Raw genomic sequence first — 18640 nt, 5'->3', positions numbered from 1 at the left:
TTTCCGGCCGATTATTCGGCAGGCAGTTGTTCCCGAAAGGTGGCCGCTGCAGCGGCGTTTTCCTTTCGGGTTCCAAGAGGCTAGTCGATGAAATTGGGCTGTGATGCTGTCAGAAACACCAAATAACAGACTCGGCAATGCGCCAGTATTCGAGAGGCTTACGCGTTCATCACTTCCCTGATGTCTGCGGCTAATTCTCTTACACGTTCTTCCTCTGTATCCCACGCGCACATGAACCGTGCGCCACCTTTGCCAATGAAGGTGTAGAAGCGCCAGCCCTTGGCCGTCAGCGCCGCGATAGCCGGTTCCGAGAGTTGCAGGAACACGCCGTTGGCCTGTACCGGGAACATCAGCTCCACGCCGGGAATGTCCGCCACCAGGCTGCTGAGCAATTGCGCGCAGTGGTTGGCGTGGCGGGCGTGTTTGAGCCAGGCGTCGTTTTCCAGCAGACCGACCCAGGGGGCGGAGAGAAAGCGCATTTTCGAGGCCAGCTGGCCGGCCTGTTTGCAGCGGTAATCAAAGTCTTCAGCCAGTTTGTGGTTGAAGAACAGTATGGCTTCGCCGACGGCCATGCCGTTTTTGGTGCCGCCGAAACACAGCACATCCACACCGGCTTTCCAGGTGAGGTCGGCCGGCGAGCAGCCCAGGAACGCGCAGGCGTTGGAAAAACGCGCGCCGTCCATGTGCAGGTTCAGGCCCAGCTCTTTGCAGGTGACGCTGATGGCGCGGATTTCTTCCGGGGTGTACACGCTGCCCACTTCCGTGGCTTGGGTGAGGGTGACCACGCGCGGTTTGGGGTAGTGGATGTCCTGGCGCTTGAGGGCGATCTCGCGGATCGATTCCGGGGTCAGCTTGCCGTTTTCGGTGCGGGCGGTGAGCAGCTTGGAGCCGTTGGAGAAAAACTCCGGCGCGCCGCATTCGTCGGTTTCGACGTGGGCGGTTTCCGAGCAAATCACGCTATGGTAGCTCTGGCACAGCGAAGACAGCGCCAGTGAGTTGGCTGCGGTGCCGTTGAAGGCGAAGAACACTTCGCAGTCGGTTTCGAACAAATTGCGGAAGCCGTCGGCGGCACGGTGGGTCCATTCATCATCGCCGTAGGCGCGTTGATGGCCCTGGTTGGCTTGTTCCATGGCGGCCCAGGCTTCCGGGCAGATGCCGGAATAGTTGTCGCTGGCGAATTGTTGGCTCTTGTCAGTCATGGCCCATTCCTGTGGTCGATGTTGGTGCGCACTGTAACCAAGATTGTCGCGGGTGCGCACGCACTGTAAATGCAAAGTCACTGGGGAATTATGCACGGTACACACACGTTGGCTGTCGGACGCGTCCGCGATGGCGCACAGGATCTGCTCAAGTGGCTGGCGTTGCTGAGCATGGTGCTGGACCACTTGCGCTATGTCGGTTTGAGCCTGGACGGCCTGTATGTGCCGGGGCGTCTGGCGTTCCCGTGGTTTTGCCTGGCGATTGCGGCCAATGTGCACCGGCTCGCCAATACGCCCGTCACCGGCCAATGGCGCTACCTGGGCTGGCTGTTGCTGTTCAGTGTGATCAGTGAAGTGCCCTACCGGCTGTTTATCGAGGATGCCGATACGTTGAACGTCTTGCCGACGTTGGCGCTGGGGTTGCTGGTTGCCCGAGGATGGCAGCAGAAGGCGCTGTTTGATCGAGGATTGGCGCTGATCGCCCTAGTCATCGCGGCCCTGTTGTCTGCCCAGCTGATGTTCGGGTTTTTCGGTGTGTTGCTGCCGTTGGCGATGCTGCTGGTGTTCACCCGGCCATGGTATTTCAGCCTGTTGCCGGGTTTGGTCTGCCTGGCCGCCAACCAATGGCAGATTCTGCTCAATAGCGGCACGCCTGTGGCGCTGATGGGGTTGGCCGCTTGCCTGATTGCGCCATTGGCGGGTTTGCTCTTGTTGCGACATGCCAAAAACGCCTCGCCACCGGCCATGCGTCGCTGGGCGTATTCGCTGTATCCGCTGCATTTTCTGTTGCTATTACTCGTCCGCCAGGCGCTCGCCTAACCCCTTGTGGGAGCGGGCTTGCTCGCGAAGGCGGTGGGTCAGCCAATACATGTGCAAGCTGACTCACCGCCTTCGCGAGCAAGCCCGCTCCCACATTTGTCCTGCGTTGTTCGTGCCATGTCGTAAACGCACCTTTGCGTGGCGTGCGTAGGCATTTGACCTCTCTGCGCCAGCCCTACCATCGCATCAAAGGGCCCTGCGAGGGCCTCAACAATACGAAAGGCTGGGAGAGACGCGATGTTCAGCAAAAAAGACCAGATCCAAGGGTATGACGACGCATTGCTGGCGGCGATGAATGCCGAGGAGCAGCGTCAGGAAGATCATATCGAGCTGATCGCGTCAGAGAACTACACCAGCAAACGCGTCATGGAAGCCCAGGGCAGTGGCCTGACCAACAAATACGCCGAAGGCTACCCCGGCAAGCGCTATTACGGCGGCTGCGAGCATGTGGACAAGGTTGAAGCCCTGGCCATCGACCGCGCCAAACAACTGTTCGGCGCCGATTACGCCAACGTGCAGCCGCACTCCGGCTCATCCGCCAACAGCGCGGTGTACCTGGCGCTGATCAATGCCGGTGACACCATCCTCGGCATGAGCCTGGCCCATGGCGGCCACCTGACCCACGGCGCCAAAGTGTCGTCCTCGGGCAAGCTGTACAACGCCGTGCAGTACGGCATCAACACCGACACCGGGTTGATCGACTACGACGAAGTTGAGCGCCTGGCCGTCGAGTGCCAACCGAAAATGATCGTCGCCGGCTTCTCGGCTTACTCCAAGACCCTGGATTTCCCGCGCTTTCGCCAGATCGCCGACAAAGTGGGGGCGCTGCTGTTCGTCGACATGGCCCACGTCGCCGGCCTGGTTGCCGCGGGCCTGTACCCGAACCCGCTGCCTTACGCCGATGTGGTCACCACCACCACCCACAAGACCCTGCGCGGCCCGCGTGGCGGCTTGATCCTGGCCAAGGCCAACGAAGCCATCGAGAAGAAACTCAACGCTGCGGTGTTCCCCGGCGCCCAGGGCGGCCCGCTGATGCACGTGATCGCCGGCAAGGCTGTGTGCTTCAAGGAAGCGCTGGAGCCAGGTTTCAAGGCTTATCAACAACAGGTGATCGACAACGCCCAGGCCATGGCAGACGTGTTCATCAAGCGCGGCTATGACGTGGTGTCCGGCGGCACCGATAACCATCTGTTCCTGGTCAGCCTGATCCGCCAGGGCCTCACCGGCAAAGAGGCGGACGCCGCCCTCGGTCGCGCTCACATCACCGTCAACAAGAACGCGGTGCCGAATGACCCGCAGTCGCCGTTCGTGACCTCGGGCCTGCGCATCGGCACCCCGGCGGTGACCACGCGGGGTTTCAAGGTGCCGCAATGCATCGAACTGGCCGGCTGGATCTGCGACATCCTCGACAACCTCGGCGACGCCGATGTCGAGGCCAACGTGGCCAAGCACGTGTCTGCCCTGTGCGCTGATTTCCCGGTTTATCGCTGAGCGCGGTTTTGGAGTAATGACTATGCAACGCTACTCGGGCTTCGGCCTCTTCAAGCACTCACTCAGCCACCACGAAAACTGGCAGAAGATGTGGCGCACGCCCACACCGAAAAAGGTCTACGACGTGGTTATCGTCGGCGGCGGCGGGCATGGTCTGGCGACGGCTTACTATTTGGCCAAAGAACACGGCATCACCAATGTGGCCGTGGTCGAGAAAGGCTGGCTGGGCGGCGGTAACACCGCGCGCAACACCACCATCGTGCGTTCCAACTACCTGTGGGACGAGTCGGCGCACCTGTACGAACACGCGATGAAACTGTGGGAAGGCTTGTCCCAGGACCTGAACTACAACGTGATGTTCTCCCAGCGCGGCGTCTACAACCTGTGCCACACCTTGCAGGACATCCGGGATTCGGAGCGCCGCGTGAGCGCCAACCGCCTCAACGGTGTGGACGGCGAACTGCTCAACGCCGAACAGGTGGCCGACGAGATTCCGTACCTCGACTGCTCAAAAAACACCCGCTACCCGGTACTCGGCGCCACCGTGCAACGGCGCGGCGGCGTGGCCCGTCACGATGCCGTGGCCTGGGGCTTCGCCCGTGCGGCTGACGCGCTCGGCGTGGATTTGATCCAGCAGACCGAAGTGATCGGCTTTCGCAAGGAAAACGGCGTGTGCATCGGCGTCGAAACCAACAAGGGTTTTATCGGCGCCAAGCGCGTCGGTGTGGTCACCGCCGGTAACTCCGGGCATATGGCCTCGCTGGCAGGCTTTCGCCTGCCGATCGAATCCCACCCGCTGCAAGCGCTGGTGTCCGAGCCGATCAAGCCGATTATCGACAGCGTGATCATGTCCAACGCCGTGCACGGTTACATCAGCCAGTCCGACAAGGGCGACCTGGTGATCGGCGCCGGTATCGACGGCTACAACGGCTATGGCCAGCGCGGCTCGTACCCGGTGATCGAACACACCATCCAGGCCATCGTCGAGATGTTCCCGGTGCTGTCGCGGGTGCGCATGAACCGCCAGTGGGGCGGCATCGTCGACACCACGCCGGACGCCTGCCCGATCATCTCCAAGACGCCGGTGCCGAACATGTTCTTCAACTGCGGCTGGGGTACTGGTGGTTTTAAAGCGACTCCAGGCTCAGGCAACGTGTTTGCCGCCAGCCTCGCCAAGGGTGAAATGCACCCATTGGCAGCACCTTTTTCCATCGACCGTTTCCACAACGGTGCGTTGATCGACGAACACGGCGCTGCGGCCGTCGCCCACTAACAGGAGAAATTCCCTATGTTGCATATCTTCTGTCCTCACTGTGGCGAACTGCGCTCCGAAGAGGAATTCCACGCATCCGGCCAAGCGCACATCCCGCGCCCGCTGGACCCGAATGCCTGCACCGATGAAGAGTGGGGCGACTACATGTTCTTCCGTGACAACCCTCGCGGGCTGCACCACGAACTGTGGATTCACGCCGCCGGTTGCCGTCAGTACTTCAACGCCACCCGCGACACCCTGACCTACGAAATTCTTGAAACCTACAAGATTGGCAGCAAGCCGCAATTCACCGCCAAGGCTTCTGGAGAGAAGGTATGAGCCAGATCAATCGCCTGTCCAACGGTGGTCGCATCGACCGCAACAAAGCCCTGACGTTTACCTTCAACGGCCAGAGCTACAAAGGCTTTGAGGGCGACACCCTGGCCGCAGCATTGCTGGCCAATGGCGTCGACATCATCGGCCGCAGCTTCAAGTATTCGCGCCCGCGCGGCATCTTTGCCGCCGGTGCCGAAGAGCCGAACGCAGTGCTGCAGATCGGCGCCACCGAAGCCACCCAGATCCCCAACGTGCGTGCCACGCAACAGGCGCTGTACCAGGGTTTGGTCGCCACCAGCACCAACGGCTGGCCGAACGTCAACAATGACGTGATGGGCATTCTCGGCAAGGTCGGCGGCAAGCTGATGCCGCCGGGCTTCTACTACAAAACCTTCATGTACCCGCAATCGTTCTGGATGACCTACGAAAAGTACATTCGTAAGGCTGCGGGCCTGGGCCGCTCGCCAACCGAGAACGACCCGGACACCTACGACAACTTCAACCGTCACTGCGACGTGCTGATTGTCGGTGCCGGCCCTGCCGGCCTGGCCGCCGCACTGGCCGCTGCGCGCAGCGGTGCCCGCGTGATCATTGCTGACGAACAGGAAGAATTCGGCGGCTCCTTGCTGGACTCGCGTGAAAGCCTCGACGGCAAGCCGGCGGCCGAGTGGGTTGCCAGCGTAATCGCGGAACTCAAGGCCCTGCCGGACGTGGTGTTGCTACCGCGAGCCACCGTCAACGGCTACCACGACCACAATTTCCTGACCATCCACGAACGCCTCACCGACCACCTCGGTGACCGTGCGCCCATCGGCCAGGTGCGCCAGCGCATCCACCGTGTGCGCGCCAAGCGCGTGGTGCTGGCGACCGGTGCGTGCGAGCGTCCGCTGGTGTACGGCAACAACGACGTGCCGGGCAATATGCTCGCCGGTGCGGTCTCTACCTACGTGCGCCGCTACGGCGTGGCACCTGGCAAAAAACTGGTGCTGTCGACCAACAACGACCACGCCTACCGCGTGGCGCTGGACTGGCTCGATGCGGGCCTGCAAGTGGTCGCCGTGGCTGATGTGCGTCACAACCCACGTGGCGCGCTGGTGGAAGAAGCCCGCGCCAAAGGCATTCGTATCCTCACCGGCAGCGCCGTGATCGAAGCCCGTGGCAGCAAACATGTGACCGCTGCGCGTGTGGCGGCGATTGACGTCAAAGCGCACAAAGTCACCAGCCCAGGCGAATGGCTGGACTGCGACCTAGTGGCCAGCTCCGGCGGCTACAGCCCAGTGGTTCACTTGGCCTCGCACCTGGGCGGCAAGCCGACCTGGCGCGAAGACATCCTCGGTTTCGTGCCGGGTGAAGCCCCGCAAAAACGCGTGTGTGTCGGTGGCATCAATGGCGTCTACGGCCTCGGCGATTCCCTGGCCGATGGTTTTGAAGGCGGCGTGCGCGCAGCCAGCGAAGCCGGGTTTGCGCCGGTGGAAGGCACGCTGCCAAAAGCCTTGAGCCGTCTGGAAGAGCCGACCCTGGGCATTTACCAGGTGCCCCATGACAAGCCGACCGCACGGGCGCCGAAGCAATTTGTCGACCTGCAAAACGACGTCACCGCTGCCGCCATTGAGCTGGCGACCCGCGAAGGCTTCGAGTCGGTCGAACACGTCAAACGCTACACCGCGCTGGGCTTCGGCACCGACCAGGGCAAGCTCGGCAACGTCAACGGCCTGGCCATTGCGGCCCGCTCGCTGAACGTGACCATCCCGCAGATGGGCACCACCATGTTCCGCCCCAACTACACGCCGGTCACTTTTGGCGCCATAGCAGGCCGTCACTGTGGGCACATTTTCGAGCCGGTGCGCTACACCGCGCTGCACGCCTGGCACGTTAAAAACGGCGCCGAGTTTGAAGACGTCGGCCAATGGAAACGCCCTTGGTACTTCCCGCGTAACGGTGAAGACCTGCACGCCGCCGTGAAGCGCGAATGCCTGGCCGTGCGCGACAGCGTCGGCCTGCTGGATGCGTCCACCCTCGGCAAAATCGACATTCAAGGCCCGGATGCCCGCGAGTTTCTCAACCGCATCTACAGCAACGCCTGGACCAAGCTCGACGTGGGCAAGGCCCGCTACGGCCTGATGTGCAAGGAAGACGGCATGGTCTTCGACGACGGCGTGACCGCCTGCCTGGCCGACAACCACTTCCTGATGACCACCACCACCGGCGGCGCGGCGCGCGTACTCCAGTGGCTGGAAATCTACCAGCAAACCGAATGGCCAGACCTCAAGGTGTACTTCACTTCGGTCACCGACCACTGGGCGACCATGACCTTGTCCGGCCCCAACAGCCGCAAGCTGCTGGCGGAAGTCACCGACATCGACCTGGACAAGGACGGCTTCCCGTTCATGACCTGGAAAGAAGGCCTGGTTGGCGGCGTACCGGCGCGGGTGTTCCGTATCTCGTTTACCGGCGAGCTGTCGTACGAAGTCAACGTGCAGGCCGACTACGCCATGGGCGTACTCGAACAGATCGTTGCGGCGGGCAAGAAGTACAACCTCACGCCGTACGGCACCGAGACCATGCACGTATTGCGCGCCGAGAAGGGCTTCATCATCGTCGGGCAAGACACCGACGGCTCGATGACCCCGGACGACCTGAACATGGGCTGGTGCGTAGGCCGCACCAAACCGTTCTCGTGGATCGGCTGGCGCGGGATGAACCGTGAAGACTGCGTGCGTGAAGAGCGTAAGCAACTGGTGGGCTTGAAGCCGATTGACCCGAATGTATGGCTGCCGGAAGGCGCGCAATTGGTGTTCGACCCTAAACAGTCGATCCCGATGAAGATGGTCGGCCATGTGACCTCAAGCTATGCGCACAACTCGCTGGGTTATTCGTTTGCGATGGCGGTGGTCAAGGGCGGTTTGAAGCGCATGGGTGAGCGAGTGTTCTCACCGCAGGCGGATGGCAGCGTGATCGAGGCAGAGATTGTGTCCTCGGTGTTCTTTGACCCGAAAGGCGATCGCCAGAACATCTGAAACTGATCGTTCCCACGCTCTGCGTGGGAATGCATCCCGGGACGCTCCGCGTCCCAAGAGCGGACGCAGAGCGTCCATGGCGGCATTCCCACGCAGAGCGTGGGAACGATCAACTTAAGAGACAAGGTGCTTTATGACAGCAGCCAATGTTTACCCACAACGCCCCACCTCCGGCGCCAAGGCCGAGTCGTCGCTGCACCATGCCGACCTCGCCAGCCTGGTCGGCAAGGGCCGCAAGAACGCCGGCGTGACCGTGCGGGAAAAGAAACTCCTCGGCCACCTGACGATTCGTGGCGATGGCCATGACGCCGCGTTCGCCGCCGGTGTGCACAAAGCCCTCGGCATCGAACTGCCCGGCGCACTCCAGGTCATCGTCAAAGGCGACACCAGCCTGCAATGGCTAGGCCCGGACGAGTGGCTGTTAATCGTGCCAAGCGGCGAAGAATTTGCCGCCGAACAAAACCTGCGCGCTGCTCTGGGCGAGCTGCATATCCAGATCGTCAACGTCAGCGGCGGCCAGCAGATCCTCGAACTCAGCGGCCCTAATGTGCGCGACGTGTTGATGAAGTCCACCAGCTACGACGTGCACCCTAATAACTTCCCGGTGGGCAAGGCGGTGGGCACGGTGTTCGCCAAGTCGCAGTTGGTGATCCGTCACACGGCTGAAGACACCTGGGAGCTGCTGATCCGCCGCAGCTTCTCGGATTACTGGTGGTTGTGGCTGCAGGATGCGTCCGCCGAATTCGGCCTGAGTGTCGTTGCATAACGATCGTTCCCACGCTCTGCGTGGGAATGCATCCCGGGACGCTCCGCGTCCCAAGAGCGGACGCAGAGCGTCCATGGCGGCATTCCCACGCAGAGCGTGGGAACGATCAAGGAGTCACGCACAATGAGCCGCGCACCCGATACATGGATTTTGACCGCCGACTGCCCCAGCGTGCTCGGCACGGTGGACGCGGTCACCCGCTACCTGTTCGAGCAGGGCTGCTACGTCACCGAGCACCATTCGTTCGATGACCGCCTCTCGGGAAGGTTTTTTATTCGCGTGGAATTCCGTCAGCCCGAGGGCTTTGACGAGCAGGCGTTCCGCGATGGCCTGGCTACTCGCGGCGAAGCCTTTGGCATGATCTTCGAGCTGACGGCGCCGAACTACCGGCCAAAAGTGGTGATCATGGTCTCCAAGGCCGATCACTGCCTCAACGATTTGCTCTACCGCCAGCGCATCGGCCAACTGTCGATGGACGTGGTCGCGGTGGTGTCCAACCACCCTGATTTGAAACCTTTGGCCGACTGGCACCAGATTCCCTACTACCATTTCCCCCTCGACCCCAACGACAAACCGTCCCAGGAGCGTCAGGTGTGGCAAGTGATTGAAGAAACCGGCGCCGAACTGGTGATTCTTGCGCGCTATATGCAAGTGCTGTCGCCGGAGTTGTGCCGCAAGCTCGATGGCAAGGCCATCAACATTCACCACTCGTTGCTGCCCGGTTTCAAAGGCGCCAAGCCGTATCACCAGGCCTACAACAAGGGTGTGAAACTGGTGGGCGCCACGGCGCATTACATCAACAACGATCTGGATGAAGGCCCGATCATCGCCCAGGGCGTGGAGGTGGTGGACCACAGCCACTATCCCGAGGACTTGATTGCCAAGGGGCGCGATATCGAAGGGCTGACGTTGGCGCGTGCGGTGGGGTATCACATTGAGCGGCGGGTGTTTCTAAACGCCAATAGAACCGTGGTGCTCTGACTGACGTCTTCGCGAGCAAGCCCGCGAAGGGGCCCTGACAAACAACGCAAAAACAGCATCTGTACCCGAGCACTTAAACGCGCCGCCTGCCTGGGCGACGCGGTTCCATAAAAACAACAGCGAGGTGAAAGCATGTCTGGTAATCGTGGTGTCGTGTATCTCGGCAACGGCAAGGTCGAAGTACAGAAAATCGACTATCCCAAAATGCAGGACCCCCGTGGCAGGAAGATTGAGCACGGCGTCATCCTGCGCGTGGTCTCCACCAACATCTGCGGCTCCGACCAACACATGGTGCGCGGCCGCACCACTGCCCAGACCGGCCTGGTACTGGGGCATGAAATCACCGGCGAAGTGATCGAGAAGGGCAGCGACGTCGAGAACCTGAAGATCGGTGACCTGGTGTCGGTGCCATTCAACGTGGCGTGCGGCCGCTGCCGCTCCTGCAAAGAGCAGCACACCGGCGTGTGCCTCACCGTCAACCCGGCCCGTGCCGGTGGCGCCTACGGCTATGTCGACATGGGCGACTGGACCGGCGGCCAGGCCGAATACGTGCTGGTGCCGTATGCCGACTTCAACCTGCTCAAACTGCCGGACCGCGACAAGGCCATGGAGAAAATCCGTGACCTGACCTGCCTCTCCGACATCCTGCCGACCGGCTACCACGGCGCCGTCACTGCCGGCGTTGGCCCTGGCAGCACCGTCTACATCGCAGGCGCCGGCCCCGTTGGCCTGGCCGCTGCCGCTTCCGCCCGCCTGCTCGGCGCAGCGGTGGTGATCATCGGCGACGTCAACCCAATCCGCCTGGCCCACGCCAAGGCCCAGGGTTTCGAGATTGCCGACCTGTCCAAAGACACCCCACTGCACGAACAAATCGCCGCCTTGCTGGGCGAGCCGGAAGTGGACTGCGCGGTAGACGCCGTAGGCTTCGAAGCCCGTGGCCACGGCCATGAAGGCGCCAAGGCCGAAGCCCCGGCCACCGTGCTCAATTCGCTGATGGGCGTGGTGCGCGTGGCGGGCAAAATCGGTATCCCTGGCCTGTACGTTACCGAAGACCCAGGTGCTGTGGATGCTGCCGCCAAAATGGGCAGCCTGAGCATTCGCTTTGGCTTGGGCTGGGCCAAATCCCACAGCTTCCACACCGGGCAAACGCCGGTGATGAAGTACAACCGCGCACTGATGCAGGCGATCATGTGGGACCGTATCAACATTGCGGACATTGTCGGTGTGCAGGTGATCAGCCTGGATGACGCGCCGCGTGGGTATGGCGAGTTTGATGCGGGCGTGCCGAAGAAGTTTGTGATTGATCCGCATAAGATGTTTAGTGCGGCGTAAATAAAAGGGAAATGATAAGGGCGACCGCAAAGTCGCCCTTATTAATTATTGCGGTGCTGTGAGTCTTAAGTTAGGAACAGCCGTTTCACCATTTTCTACCAGCGTTTTGCCGCCGTAGTCACAGCGCAGCTTTCCATTCACTACATTGAACGTCTCTGCCTGAAGTTCATATTTAGCGGCCAGGTAATCATCTTTAGTAGCACCCGTTTGGCCCGTCCACTCCTTCCCGCCGCTCTTGGCAGTGTATTTGAAACCGTCGACGGTATTGCCCTGGATGGTTTCCTGGAATGCTTCAGATTTAATGGTGCCAGGTGCCGGGCAGTCCTTGATATCAGCTGCATGAGCGCCCCCGGCCAATACACAAGCAGCCAGCATCCCTACGGCGAATTTATAATTCATATTTGATCCTTAATATTGAACTGTGAGGTGGAGTCTGAATGCTAAGTAGGTTTACTAACGTGGGGTACTGTGAGAAATGACAGTTTTTTATAATTATCCATTATAAGAAATTCGTCTTATATGGAAACTCGGCGTATTTGAAGCTGCCGGGAATTGCCTATGCAGGTAAGGAAAGGGCGACAGGGCGTCGCCCTTTGGTGCTGTTTTAAGCCTGCAAACGCCTGCTGATCACATCAAGCAAATCGCAGCCATCGCGCAACGGAATGGCGCAGAGCAGGGCGAAGTCCTGGAGGACGAGGTTGTCGGTGTTCAGGCCTTCACGAAACGCCAGGTTTTCCATGACTTGGGTGACCGCGCGGATGCGGTAGACGGCGGCGTCTTGGAGTACGTCGAGCGGCACTTGGGTGTCGATGAGCAGGGAGGGCGTGGTGGCGTCGTGGCCGGTAAGCTGCATGTATCGGTTCATGTTTTAACCTTTATTTCAGAGAGTGAGGCTACCACTCACACGTCGCCAAACGAATGGGTGGCAGCTGTACGCAGGTTGGCGAACCGGTGAAATAAAGCAAAGGCCGGCAGACCCGAAGGTCTCCCGCGCACAGCCGCCATAAAGCAGCCTTACGCGTGCGAAAGCACCTGCAAAGGAGCAGGTGCTTTTGCATGCATTATTTCAATCGAGTCGCCAAACCCGTGTCGCCATATGGACGACCGCCGAACTATAAGCGCCATCCATCGCCAGGAGCAAGTCGCCCGGCCAATGCAGATCAAATGTGGGAGCAGGCAAGCCAGCTCCCACACAGGTGCGGGGTGTCAGCGAGTGGCCAGGGCGCCCTGGTACAGCACGGGGCCGGTGGGTTGTCCGGTGGGCGAGCCGCCTTGTGGCTCCAGGCTGACGGCGAGGGTCGCGGGTGCGGTCAGCAGCGCTTGCTGCTCCTTGCTCAGCTCGATTCGGCCTTTACCCGAGCTCGGCACCAGGCCCAGGGAAACGGGTTTGCCACCGGCCGCAATGACCCACAGTTCCAGGGCACGCGTCGGCTCTACAGCCGCCAATGTGAGCGGCTCGACTTGCAGGTGATCGCCAAACGCCTGCACCTGCAGCGCCGGCTGCTGGTTGGCGGCCACTAACGTGGCGTTGTACTCGGCGCCGATATCACGCTGATACAGCACGCCCACCAGCACCGCCACGACGATCGCGCAGGCAGCGGCCAGCAGGCGGAAATTCATCCAGAACGGTTTCTTCGCCGGCACATGCAGCACTTGCGGCTCAATGCGCGCCTTGATGCCGGCCCACACATGCTCCGGCACTGGCCGCTCGGGCACGGCGCCCGTCAGGCTGGCCAGAGCATCCTGCCAATGGCCGAGTTCGACGCGCAGCGCGGCATCGTCCCGCAGCAGGTTTTCAAAGCGCCGACGCGCAGTGGCGGGCATCAAGCCGATGGCATAGTCGGCAGCCAGGGCGCGGCGCAGGGTGGTGGTTTGGTAGTTCATGATTCAAGGCACCTGCGCAGGCGCTCCATGCCACGGCGAATCCAGGATTTGACCGAGCCCAGGGGCGCGGCCAAGTGTTCGGCCAGCTCCGAGCACGACAGGCCCTGGAAGTAAGCCACGCTGATCGACTGGCGCTGCATGCCGTCGAGCGTGTCGAGGCAGCGGTTGAGGGCGCGGGCTTCGCGCTCGCTGGCGAGTTGCTCGTGGGCGCTGGGGCCGTCGTCGAGCAGGGCGTCCTGCTGGCCGTCGGCCAAGGGCTGTTCGCGGTGTTTGCGCAATTGGTCGATGGCCAGGTTGCGGGTGATGTTGACCATCCAGGTCATCGGCGCGGCCAAATGGGCTTCGTAGCGCGAAGCGTTGTACCAGATGCGCACAAAAGCCTCCTGCAACACCTCTTCGGCGAGGTCCGAGCGCCCCATGAAACGAAAAGCAACGCCGTGCAATCGCGGCGACACGCTGCGGTATAGGGTCTCGAACGCCTGGCGGTTGCCCAGGGCGCATTGGGCCAGCAGGGGCCGCAATGGGTCAGCATCGTGGACGGAAATAGGGCTTCTCCAGGCTCTCGTTCGAGGGCGACGGGACGGCGCACGGTAGGCAGAGGGTAGTCCAGCTTGAGCATTCATTCCATCCGACTCCGGGCGGTGCATGTCTGGATATACGCGCGCAGGGAACATTTGGATGCGGATTTTTCTGAACTCATGTGCAAGTGGGAACATTCCTTCGGGACTGTCAGTCAAACGCCTGCTTTTAGCTCCTACATTCAGAGGTTGTCTTGATGAAGATTTCACGCGGTTTTGCCTTGTCCTGCCTGTTGACCATGGCCGCCAGCCCGGTGTTTGCCGCAGGTTTCAGCCTCGGTGACGTGGCCAATGCCGTCTCCGGTGCCCAGGGCAGCAACAACAAGGCGGCGGCTGCAGCGCCGAGCTCTGAGACCGCCGGCCTGCTGAGCGCCCTGACCTCGCAATTGAACATCACCCCCGAACAAGCCGTGGGCGGTACCGGCGCCATGCTGGGCCTGGCCAAGAACAAACTGAGCGGTACCGACTACTCGCAACTGGGCAAGAGTGTGCCGGGCCTGGATCAACTCTCGGGGAACAACGCCCTGGGCAGCCTTGGCGCCTTGAGCGGGATGCTCGGCCAGAGCGGCGGCAGCAAGACCAGCGGCCTGGATGGTTTGTTGGGTAACGTGAAGGACACCGGCGACCTGAACACCGCTTTCAGTGCACTGGGCATGGATAACAGCATGATCGGCAAGTTTGCGCCGGTGATTCTGCAATACCTGGGCGGCCAGGGTGCCAACGAGTCGGTGCTGGGCAAGCTGGCCTCGGCGTGGGGCACTGGTAGCTAACTTCTTTTAATGGGTAGTTCGTACAAGGTGCGTAACTTTATTGAGGGTGAAAATGAAAAAATACCCGCAATCAAAGGTATTGATTTGTAGGGAACCACAGCAAAGGCAGAGCCACTGATTGTGACCTTCCAAGTGTTCTCCATAACGCGCCTGGAAGGTTTCCTGTCATGAACTTTAGGTGGTGACTCTATGATAAATCTACGTTTTCCAACTAACACCTTGGCGCTCATTCCTCCCAACCTCAGGCCGGACCCGGCCCAGGAAATGTATTCGCGCACAGGTACCAGTTATAAGGACCATCTGGAGCGGCGCGTCAGAGACCAGAATGGAACGGCCAGTGCCTCCAACGCACAGGGCCCCGAAGAACCCAATGATAGGGCACTTAACGTTTGGGGCGAATGTTTTCCCCGTTAGTCAGTACTCACCTTGATTCAATAACGCACGGCCCGTATTGAATGAACAGGTTTTAGACACCACGGGCAGCTTTATTTGAGAAGTGTGTCAATTCTCTGGTCCTTCTCCTTCCAGAGCTGGTTCACCCAGTTCTGGACGGTCTGGCGAAACGCCGGATCATTCTCGTAGTCCCCTTGCCACAATGCCGGGTCCAACTCGCGGGTGCGAATATCGATGATCACCTTCGGCACGGCGCCGCTGATCAAGTCCCAGAACCCGGGGATCTTTTGCTGCGGATAGACGACGGTCACGTCGAGAATCGCGTCCAGCTGCTCACCCATTGCCGCCAGCACAAACGCCACGCCGCCTGCCTTGGGCTTTAGCAGACGGGCAAATGGCGATTGCTGCTGCTTGCGTTTGGCCTCACTGAACCGTGTTCCTTCCAGGTAATTGACCACCGTTACCGGCTGGCGCTTGAACAGCTCGCAGGCCTCTTTGGTGATCTTCAAATCCTGCCCCGCCAGCTCCGGGTGCTTGGCCAGGAACGCCTTGGTGTAACGCTTCATGAACGGGTAATCCAGCGCCCACCAGGCCAGGCCCAGGAAGGGCACCCAGATCAGCTCTTTTTTCAGGAAGAATTTGAAGAACGGCGTGCGCCGGTTGAGCGCCTGGATCAGCGCGGGAATGTCGACCCAGGATTGGTGGTTGCTGATCACCAGGTACGAGGTGTCGCCGCGTAGCTCGTCGCCGCCGCGAATATCCCATTGGGTGGGGATGCACAGCGCGAAAATCAGCTTGTCGATCTCGGCCCAGGTTTCGGCGATCCACATCACGGCCCGGGACGCATAGTCGCGAAAGCGGCCGGGCGCTACCAGCTTGAGCAGGGCAAACACCATCAACGGCCCGAACAGCACCAGGGTGTTGAGCAATAACAGCAGTGTGACAAAACAGCCGGTGAGCAGTCGGCGCATAAGTAACTCTTGGAATCGGGTGGGCGGGCCATGATAAGCAAGCTGAGTCTAGAGGCCAAATCGCAAATTGCCGCACGAATGTGAGCTGACGCGGAACGCCCAGAGCTGCATTCCCACGCAGAGCGGGGGAACGATCTAACTAAACAACGCTTTTGCGGTCTAGAATCCGCCTACTTCTTTCCGAGGAAATCACTTCGTGAAACTGCTCCTTGCCTCGCTCGCCCTGGTTGCCGTGCCCGTCATGGCCGCCGAACCGACCCTCTACGGTCGCTACGAATACATCCAACTGCCGGAGATCGGCCAAACCTTCAAGGCCAAGATGGACACCGGTGCGCTGACCGCCTCGCTGTCGGCCCGCAACATCGAAACATTCCAGCGCGATGGCGATGACTGGGTGCGCTTCCGCCTCGGCGGCAAGGACGCCAGCGACAAGGTCTATGAGCATAAAGTCTCGCGCATCAGCAAAATCAAAAGCCGCGCCGACGAGGACGACGACAAGGACGAAGCCACTGTGGCCAAGCGCCCGGTGATCGACCTGGAAATGTGCCTGGGCAACGTCAAGCGCACCGTGGAGGTCAACCTCACCGACCGCAGCAGCTTCAACTATCCGTTGCTGATCGGTGCCAAGGCCCTGCGTGAGTTCGGGGCGGCGGTAAACCCGGCCCGTCGCTACACTGCTGACAAACCGGACTGCTGATCGAGCCTATGCCGCACATCCTGATTGTCGAAGACGAAGCGGCGATAGCCGATACGCTGATCTTTGCCCTGCAAGGCGAGGGCTTCACCACCACCTGGCTGAGCCTTGGCCAGGAGGCGTTGGCCCATCAACGTCAGACGCCTGCCGACCTGATCATCCTCGACATCGGCCTGCCGGACATCAGCGGCTTTGAAACCTGCAAGCAACTGCGCCGTTTCAGCGAAGTGCCGGTGATGTTTCTCAGTGCGCGTGATGGCGAGATCGACCGCGTGGTGGGCCTGGAGATAGGCGCCGACGATTATGTGGTCAAGCCGTTCAGCCCACGGGAAGTGGCGGCGCGGGTTCGGGCGATTCTCAAGCGCGTAAGCCCAAGCGCCGCGCCGAGCGTGTTCCAGGTCGACCTGGAGCGCATGCAGATCAGTTATCGCGGCCAGGCTTTGAGCCTCACCCGGCATGAATTTCGCCTGCTGCAAAGCCTGCTGGAGCAGCCCGAGCGGGTGTTCAGCCGCGAACAATTGCTCGACGCGGTGGGCGTGCCGGCCGATGCCGGCTACGAGCGCAATATCGACAGCCATATCAAAAGCCTGCGCAGCAAACTGCGGGGCATTGTGGCGGATGCCGAGCCGATCCAAACCCATCGCGGCCTCGGCTACAGCTACAGCCCGAGCCACAGCTGATGCGCCTGGGGCTGCGGATCTTCCTGGTGTATGCGCTGTTTATCGGCCTCACCGGTTACTTTGTGCTCAACACGGTGATGAAGGAAATCCGCCCCGGCGTGCGCCAGTCCACCGAAGAAACCCTGGTGGACACGGCCAACCTGCTGGCCGAGATCCTGCGGTTGGACGTAAAGAACGGCACCCTCGGCCAAAGCCACTGGCCCGAGTTGCTCAAAGCCTATGGCAGTCGCCAGCCTGGCGCGACCATCTGGGGCCTGCCGAAAAATCAGGTTAACCACCGCATTTATGTGACCGACGCCCATGGCATCGTGCTGCTCGACTCCACGGGTGAAGCGGTGGGCCAGGACTATTCCAAGTGGAACGACGTGTATTTGACCCTGCGCGGCGAGTACGGCGCGCGTTCCACCCGCAGTGAACTGGACGATCCCACTTCGTCGGTGATGCACGTGGGCGCGCCGATCCGCGACAACGGGCAAATCATCGGCGTGGTCACGGTGGCCAAGCCCAACAGCTCGTTGCAGCCTTATGTGGATCGCACCGAGAACCGCCTGCTGTGGTACGGCGCCGGGTTGGTGGTGTTGGGCCTGCTGCTGGGTGCATTGCTGTCGTGGTGGCTGAGCGTGGCGCTGCATCGGCTCACGGCGTATGCCCAGGCGGTGAGTGAAGGGCGACGTGCCGAGTTGCCGCATTACCGAGGCGGCGAACTCAAGCAGCTGTCCACTGCCGTTGAGCACATGCGCACGCAACTGGAAGGCAAGGCCTACGTCGAGCATTACGTGCACACCCTGACCCACGAATTGAAAAGCCCGTTGGCGGCTATTCGCGGCGCGGCGGAATTGCTGCAGGGCGATATGAGCCGCGAGCAGCAGCAGCGTTTTGTCGGCAATATCGACAGCGAAAGCGCGCGCTTGCAGCAGTTGATCGAGCGGCTGCTCAACCTGGCCCAGGTGGAGCAACGCCAGGGTTTGGAAGAACAGATTCGCATGCCGTTGGCGGCTTTGGTCGACGAGGTGCTCAAGGCGCAATGTGCGCGAATCGAAGGCGCTGACCTGCAGGTGGAACAGACGATAGCGGCGGATGTGAAGGTCTTCGGTGAGCCTTTCCTGCTGCGCCAGGCGCTGGGCAACCTGCTCGATAACGCCTTGGATTTCACCCCGCCCGGCGGCACCTTGCGATTCAGCGCACAGACGCAGCACAACGACGTGCAGGTCAGTTTGTTCAACCAGGCTGCGCCGATTCCCGACTACGCCTTGCCACGCCTGAGCGAGCGTTTCTACTCGTTGCCGCGCCCGATCAGCGGGCGCAAAAGCACCGGCCTGGGGCTCAATTTTGTCGAAGAGGTGATGAAGCTGCACGGCGGCGCATTGCAGATCGGCAATGTGCACGGCGGCGTGCAGGTGGTGCTGCATCTCCACACAGTCTCCACCGTGCCCACATAAATCTCCCACAGGCGCGGTTCACGCTCTGCCCATCCAAA

Annotated in this window: 18 protein-coding genes; 12 read left to right on the top strand and 6 right to left on the bottom strand. The window is 61.0% G+C overall.

Features of this window, described 5'->3' with window-relative positions:
• Window positions 1-158 precede the first annotated feature (158 nt).
• On the bottom strand, window positions 159-1199 hold the full coding sequence (locus BFP92_RS10495) for a threonine aldolase family protein (RefSeq protein ID WP_065929441.1): 1041 nt from the start codon (window positions 1197-1199) through the stop codon (window positions 159-161).
• A gap of 90 nt (window positions 1200-1289) precedes the next feature.
• On the opposite strand from BFP92_RS10495, the gene BFP92_RS10490 reads away from it, so the two are divergent.
• The 8 genes from BFP92_RS10490 to fdhA all read left to right on the top strand — a co-directional run bounded on the left by BFP92_RS10490 (window position 1290) and on the right by fdhA (window position 11193).
• Window positions 1290-2018 (top strand): TraX family protein, encoded by a 729-nt coding sequence (locus BFP92_RS10490; RefSeq protein ID WP_065929440.1) that lies wholly within the window; start codon window positions 1290-1292, stop codon window positions 2016-2018.
• 237 nt (window positions 2019-2255) lie between these two features.
• Entirely contained in the window at window positions 2256-3509 is a 1254-nt protein-coding gene (glyA, locus tag BFP92_RS10485) for a serine hydroxymethyltransferase (RefSeq protein ID WP_065929439.1), read from the top strand.
• Window positions 3510-3531: 22 nt separating this feature from the next.
• Window positions 3532-4782, top strand: a complete 1251-nt coding sequence (locus BFP92_RS10480) for a sarcosine oxidase subunit beta (RefSeq protein WP_065929438.1) — start codon at window positions 3532-3534, stop codon at window positions 4780-4782.
• Between the two features lie 15 nt (window positions 4783-4797).
• A complete protein-coding gene (locus tag BFP92_RS10475; protein WP_056857790.1) occupies window positions 4798-5100 on the top strand; it encodes a sarcosine oxidase subunit delta in 303 nt (100 codons plus the stop codon).
• Window positions 5097-8114: a sarcosine oxidase subunit alpha gene (locus BFP92_RS10470; protein ID WP_065929437.1), complete on the top strand. Its 3018-nt coding sequence runs from the start codon at window positions 5097-5099 to the stop codon at window positions 8112-8114. The genes BFP92_RS10475 and BFP92_RS10470 overlap by 4 nt, the downstream gene beginning before the upstream one ends.
• Window positions 8115-8247: 133 nt before the next feature.
• Entirely contained in the window at window positions 8248-8880 is a 633-nt protein-coding gene (soxG, locus tag BFP92_RS10465) for a sarcosine oxidase subunit gamma (RefSeq protein WP_065929436.1), read from the top strand.
• 123 nt (window positions 8881-9003) lie between these two features.
• On the top strand, window positions 9004-9861 hold the full coding sequence (purU, locus tag BFP92_RS10460; protein WP_056857793.1) for a formyltetrahydrofolate deformylase: 858 nt from the start codon (window positions 9004-9006) through the stop codon (window positions 9859-9861).
• Window positions 9862-9993: 132 nt separating this feature from the next.
• A complete protein-coding gene (gene fdhA / locus BFP92_RS10455) occupies window positions 9994-11193 on the top strand; it encodes a formaldehyde dehydrogenase, glutathione-independent (RefSeq protein ID WP_065929435.1) in 1200 nt (399 codons plus the stop codon).
• Window positions 11194-11238: 45 nt separating this feature from the next.
• Here the strand turns inward: fdhA and BFP92_RS10450 are convergent, their stop codons facing one another.
• From BFP92_RS10450 to BFP92_RS10435, 4 genes are all read right to left on the bottom strand, one after another.
• Window positions 11239-11592 carry a hypothetical protein gene (locus tag BFP92_RS10450; RefSeq protein ID WP_065929434.1) on the bottom strand — a complete coding sequence of 118 codons (354 nt, stop codon included), beginning with the start codon at window positions 11590-11592 and terminating at the stop codon, window positions 11239-11241.
• Between the two features lie 205 nt (window positions 11593-11797).
• Window positions 11798-12058, bottom strand: coding sequence for a hypothetical protein (locus tag BFP92_RS10445; RefSeq protein ID WP_239694249.1), 261 nt, complete (start codon window positions 12056-12058; stop codon window positions 11798-11800).
• Window positions 12059-12399: 341 nt separating this feature from the next.
• Window positions 12400-13077 (bottom strand): anti-sigma factor, encoded by a 678-nt coding sequence (locus BFP92_RS10440; protein ID WP_065929432.1) that lies wholly within the window; start codon window positions 13075-13077, stop codon window positions 12400-12402.
• Window positions 13074-13700 (bottom strand): sigma-70 family RNA polymerase sigma factor, encoded by a 627-nt coding sequence (locus BFP92_RS10435; RefSeq protein WP_065929431.1) that lies wholly within the window; start codon window positions 13698-13700, stop codon window positions 13074-13076. The genes BFP92_RS10440 and BFP92_RS10435 overlap by 4 nt, the downstream gene beginning before the upstream one ends.
• A 152-nt stretch (window positions 13701-13852) precedes the next feature.
• Between BFP92_RS10435 and BFP92_RS10430 the strand changes: the two genes are divergently transcribed.
• The gene (locus BFP92_RS10430; RefSeq protein ID WP_065929430.1) at window positions 13853-14425 is read left to right on the top strand and encodes a DUF2780 domain-containing protein; all 573 of its coding nucleotides are present in this window, start codon (window positions 13853-13855) and stop codon (window positions 14423-14425) included.
• A gap of 485 nt (window positions 14426-14910) precedes the next feature.
• Here BFP92_RS10430 and BFP92_RS10425 read toward each other — a convergent pair whose 3' ends face one another.
• Window positions 14911-15789 (bottom strand): acyltransferase, encoded by an 879-nt coding sequence (locus BFP92_RS10425; RefSeq protein WP_065929429.1) that lies wholly within the window; start codon window positions 15787-15789, stop codon window positions 14911-14913.
• A 196-nt stretch (window positions 15790-15985) separates the two neighbouring features.
• Here BFP92_RS10425 and BFP92_RS10420 point away from each other — a divergent pair, with 196 nt between their 5' ends.
• From BFP92_RS10420 to creC, 3 genes are read left to right on the top strand one after another with little or no spacing between them, the layout of a single operon-like run.
• Complete coding sequence (locus BFP92_RS10420) at window positions 15986-16486, top strand: retropepsin-like aspartic peptidase RloA2 (RefSeq protein WP_065929428.1); 501 nt, start codon at window positions 15986-15988, stop codon at window positions 16484-16486.
• 8 nt (window positions 16487-16494) lie between these two features.
• Window positions 16495-17163, top strand: a complete 669-nt coding sequence (gene creB, locus BFP92_RS10415) for a two-component system response regulator CreB (protein WP_065929427.1) — start codon at window positions 16495-16497, stop codon at window positions 17161-17163.
• Window positions 17163-18602: a two-component system sensor histidine kinase CreC gene (creC, locus tag BFP92_RS10410; RefSeq protein ID WP_065929426.1), complete on the top strand. Its 1440-nt coding sequence runs from the start codon at window positions 17163-17165 to the stop codon at window positions 18600-18602. The genes creB and creC overlap by 1 nt, the downstream gene beginning before the upstream one ends.
• Window positions 18603-18640 lie beyond the last annotated feature (38 nt).

It is taken from the genome of Pseudomonas sp. 58 R 3, assembly GCF_900006605.1.
Classification (GTDB): Bacteria; Pseudomonadota; Gammaproteobacteria; order Pseudomonadales; family Pseudomonadaceae; genus Aquipseudomonas; species Aquipseudomonas salomonii.
This window is presented reverse-complemented; position numbering and strand designations above follow the sequence as displayed.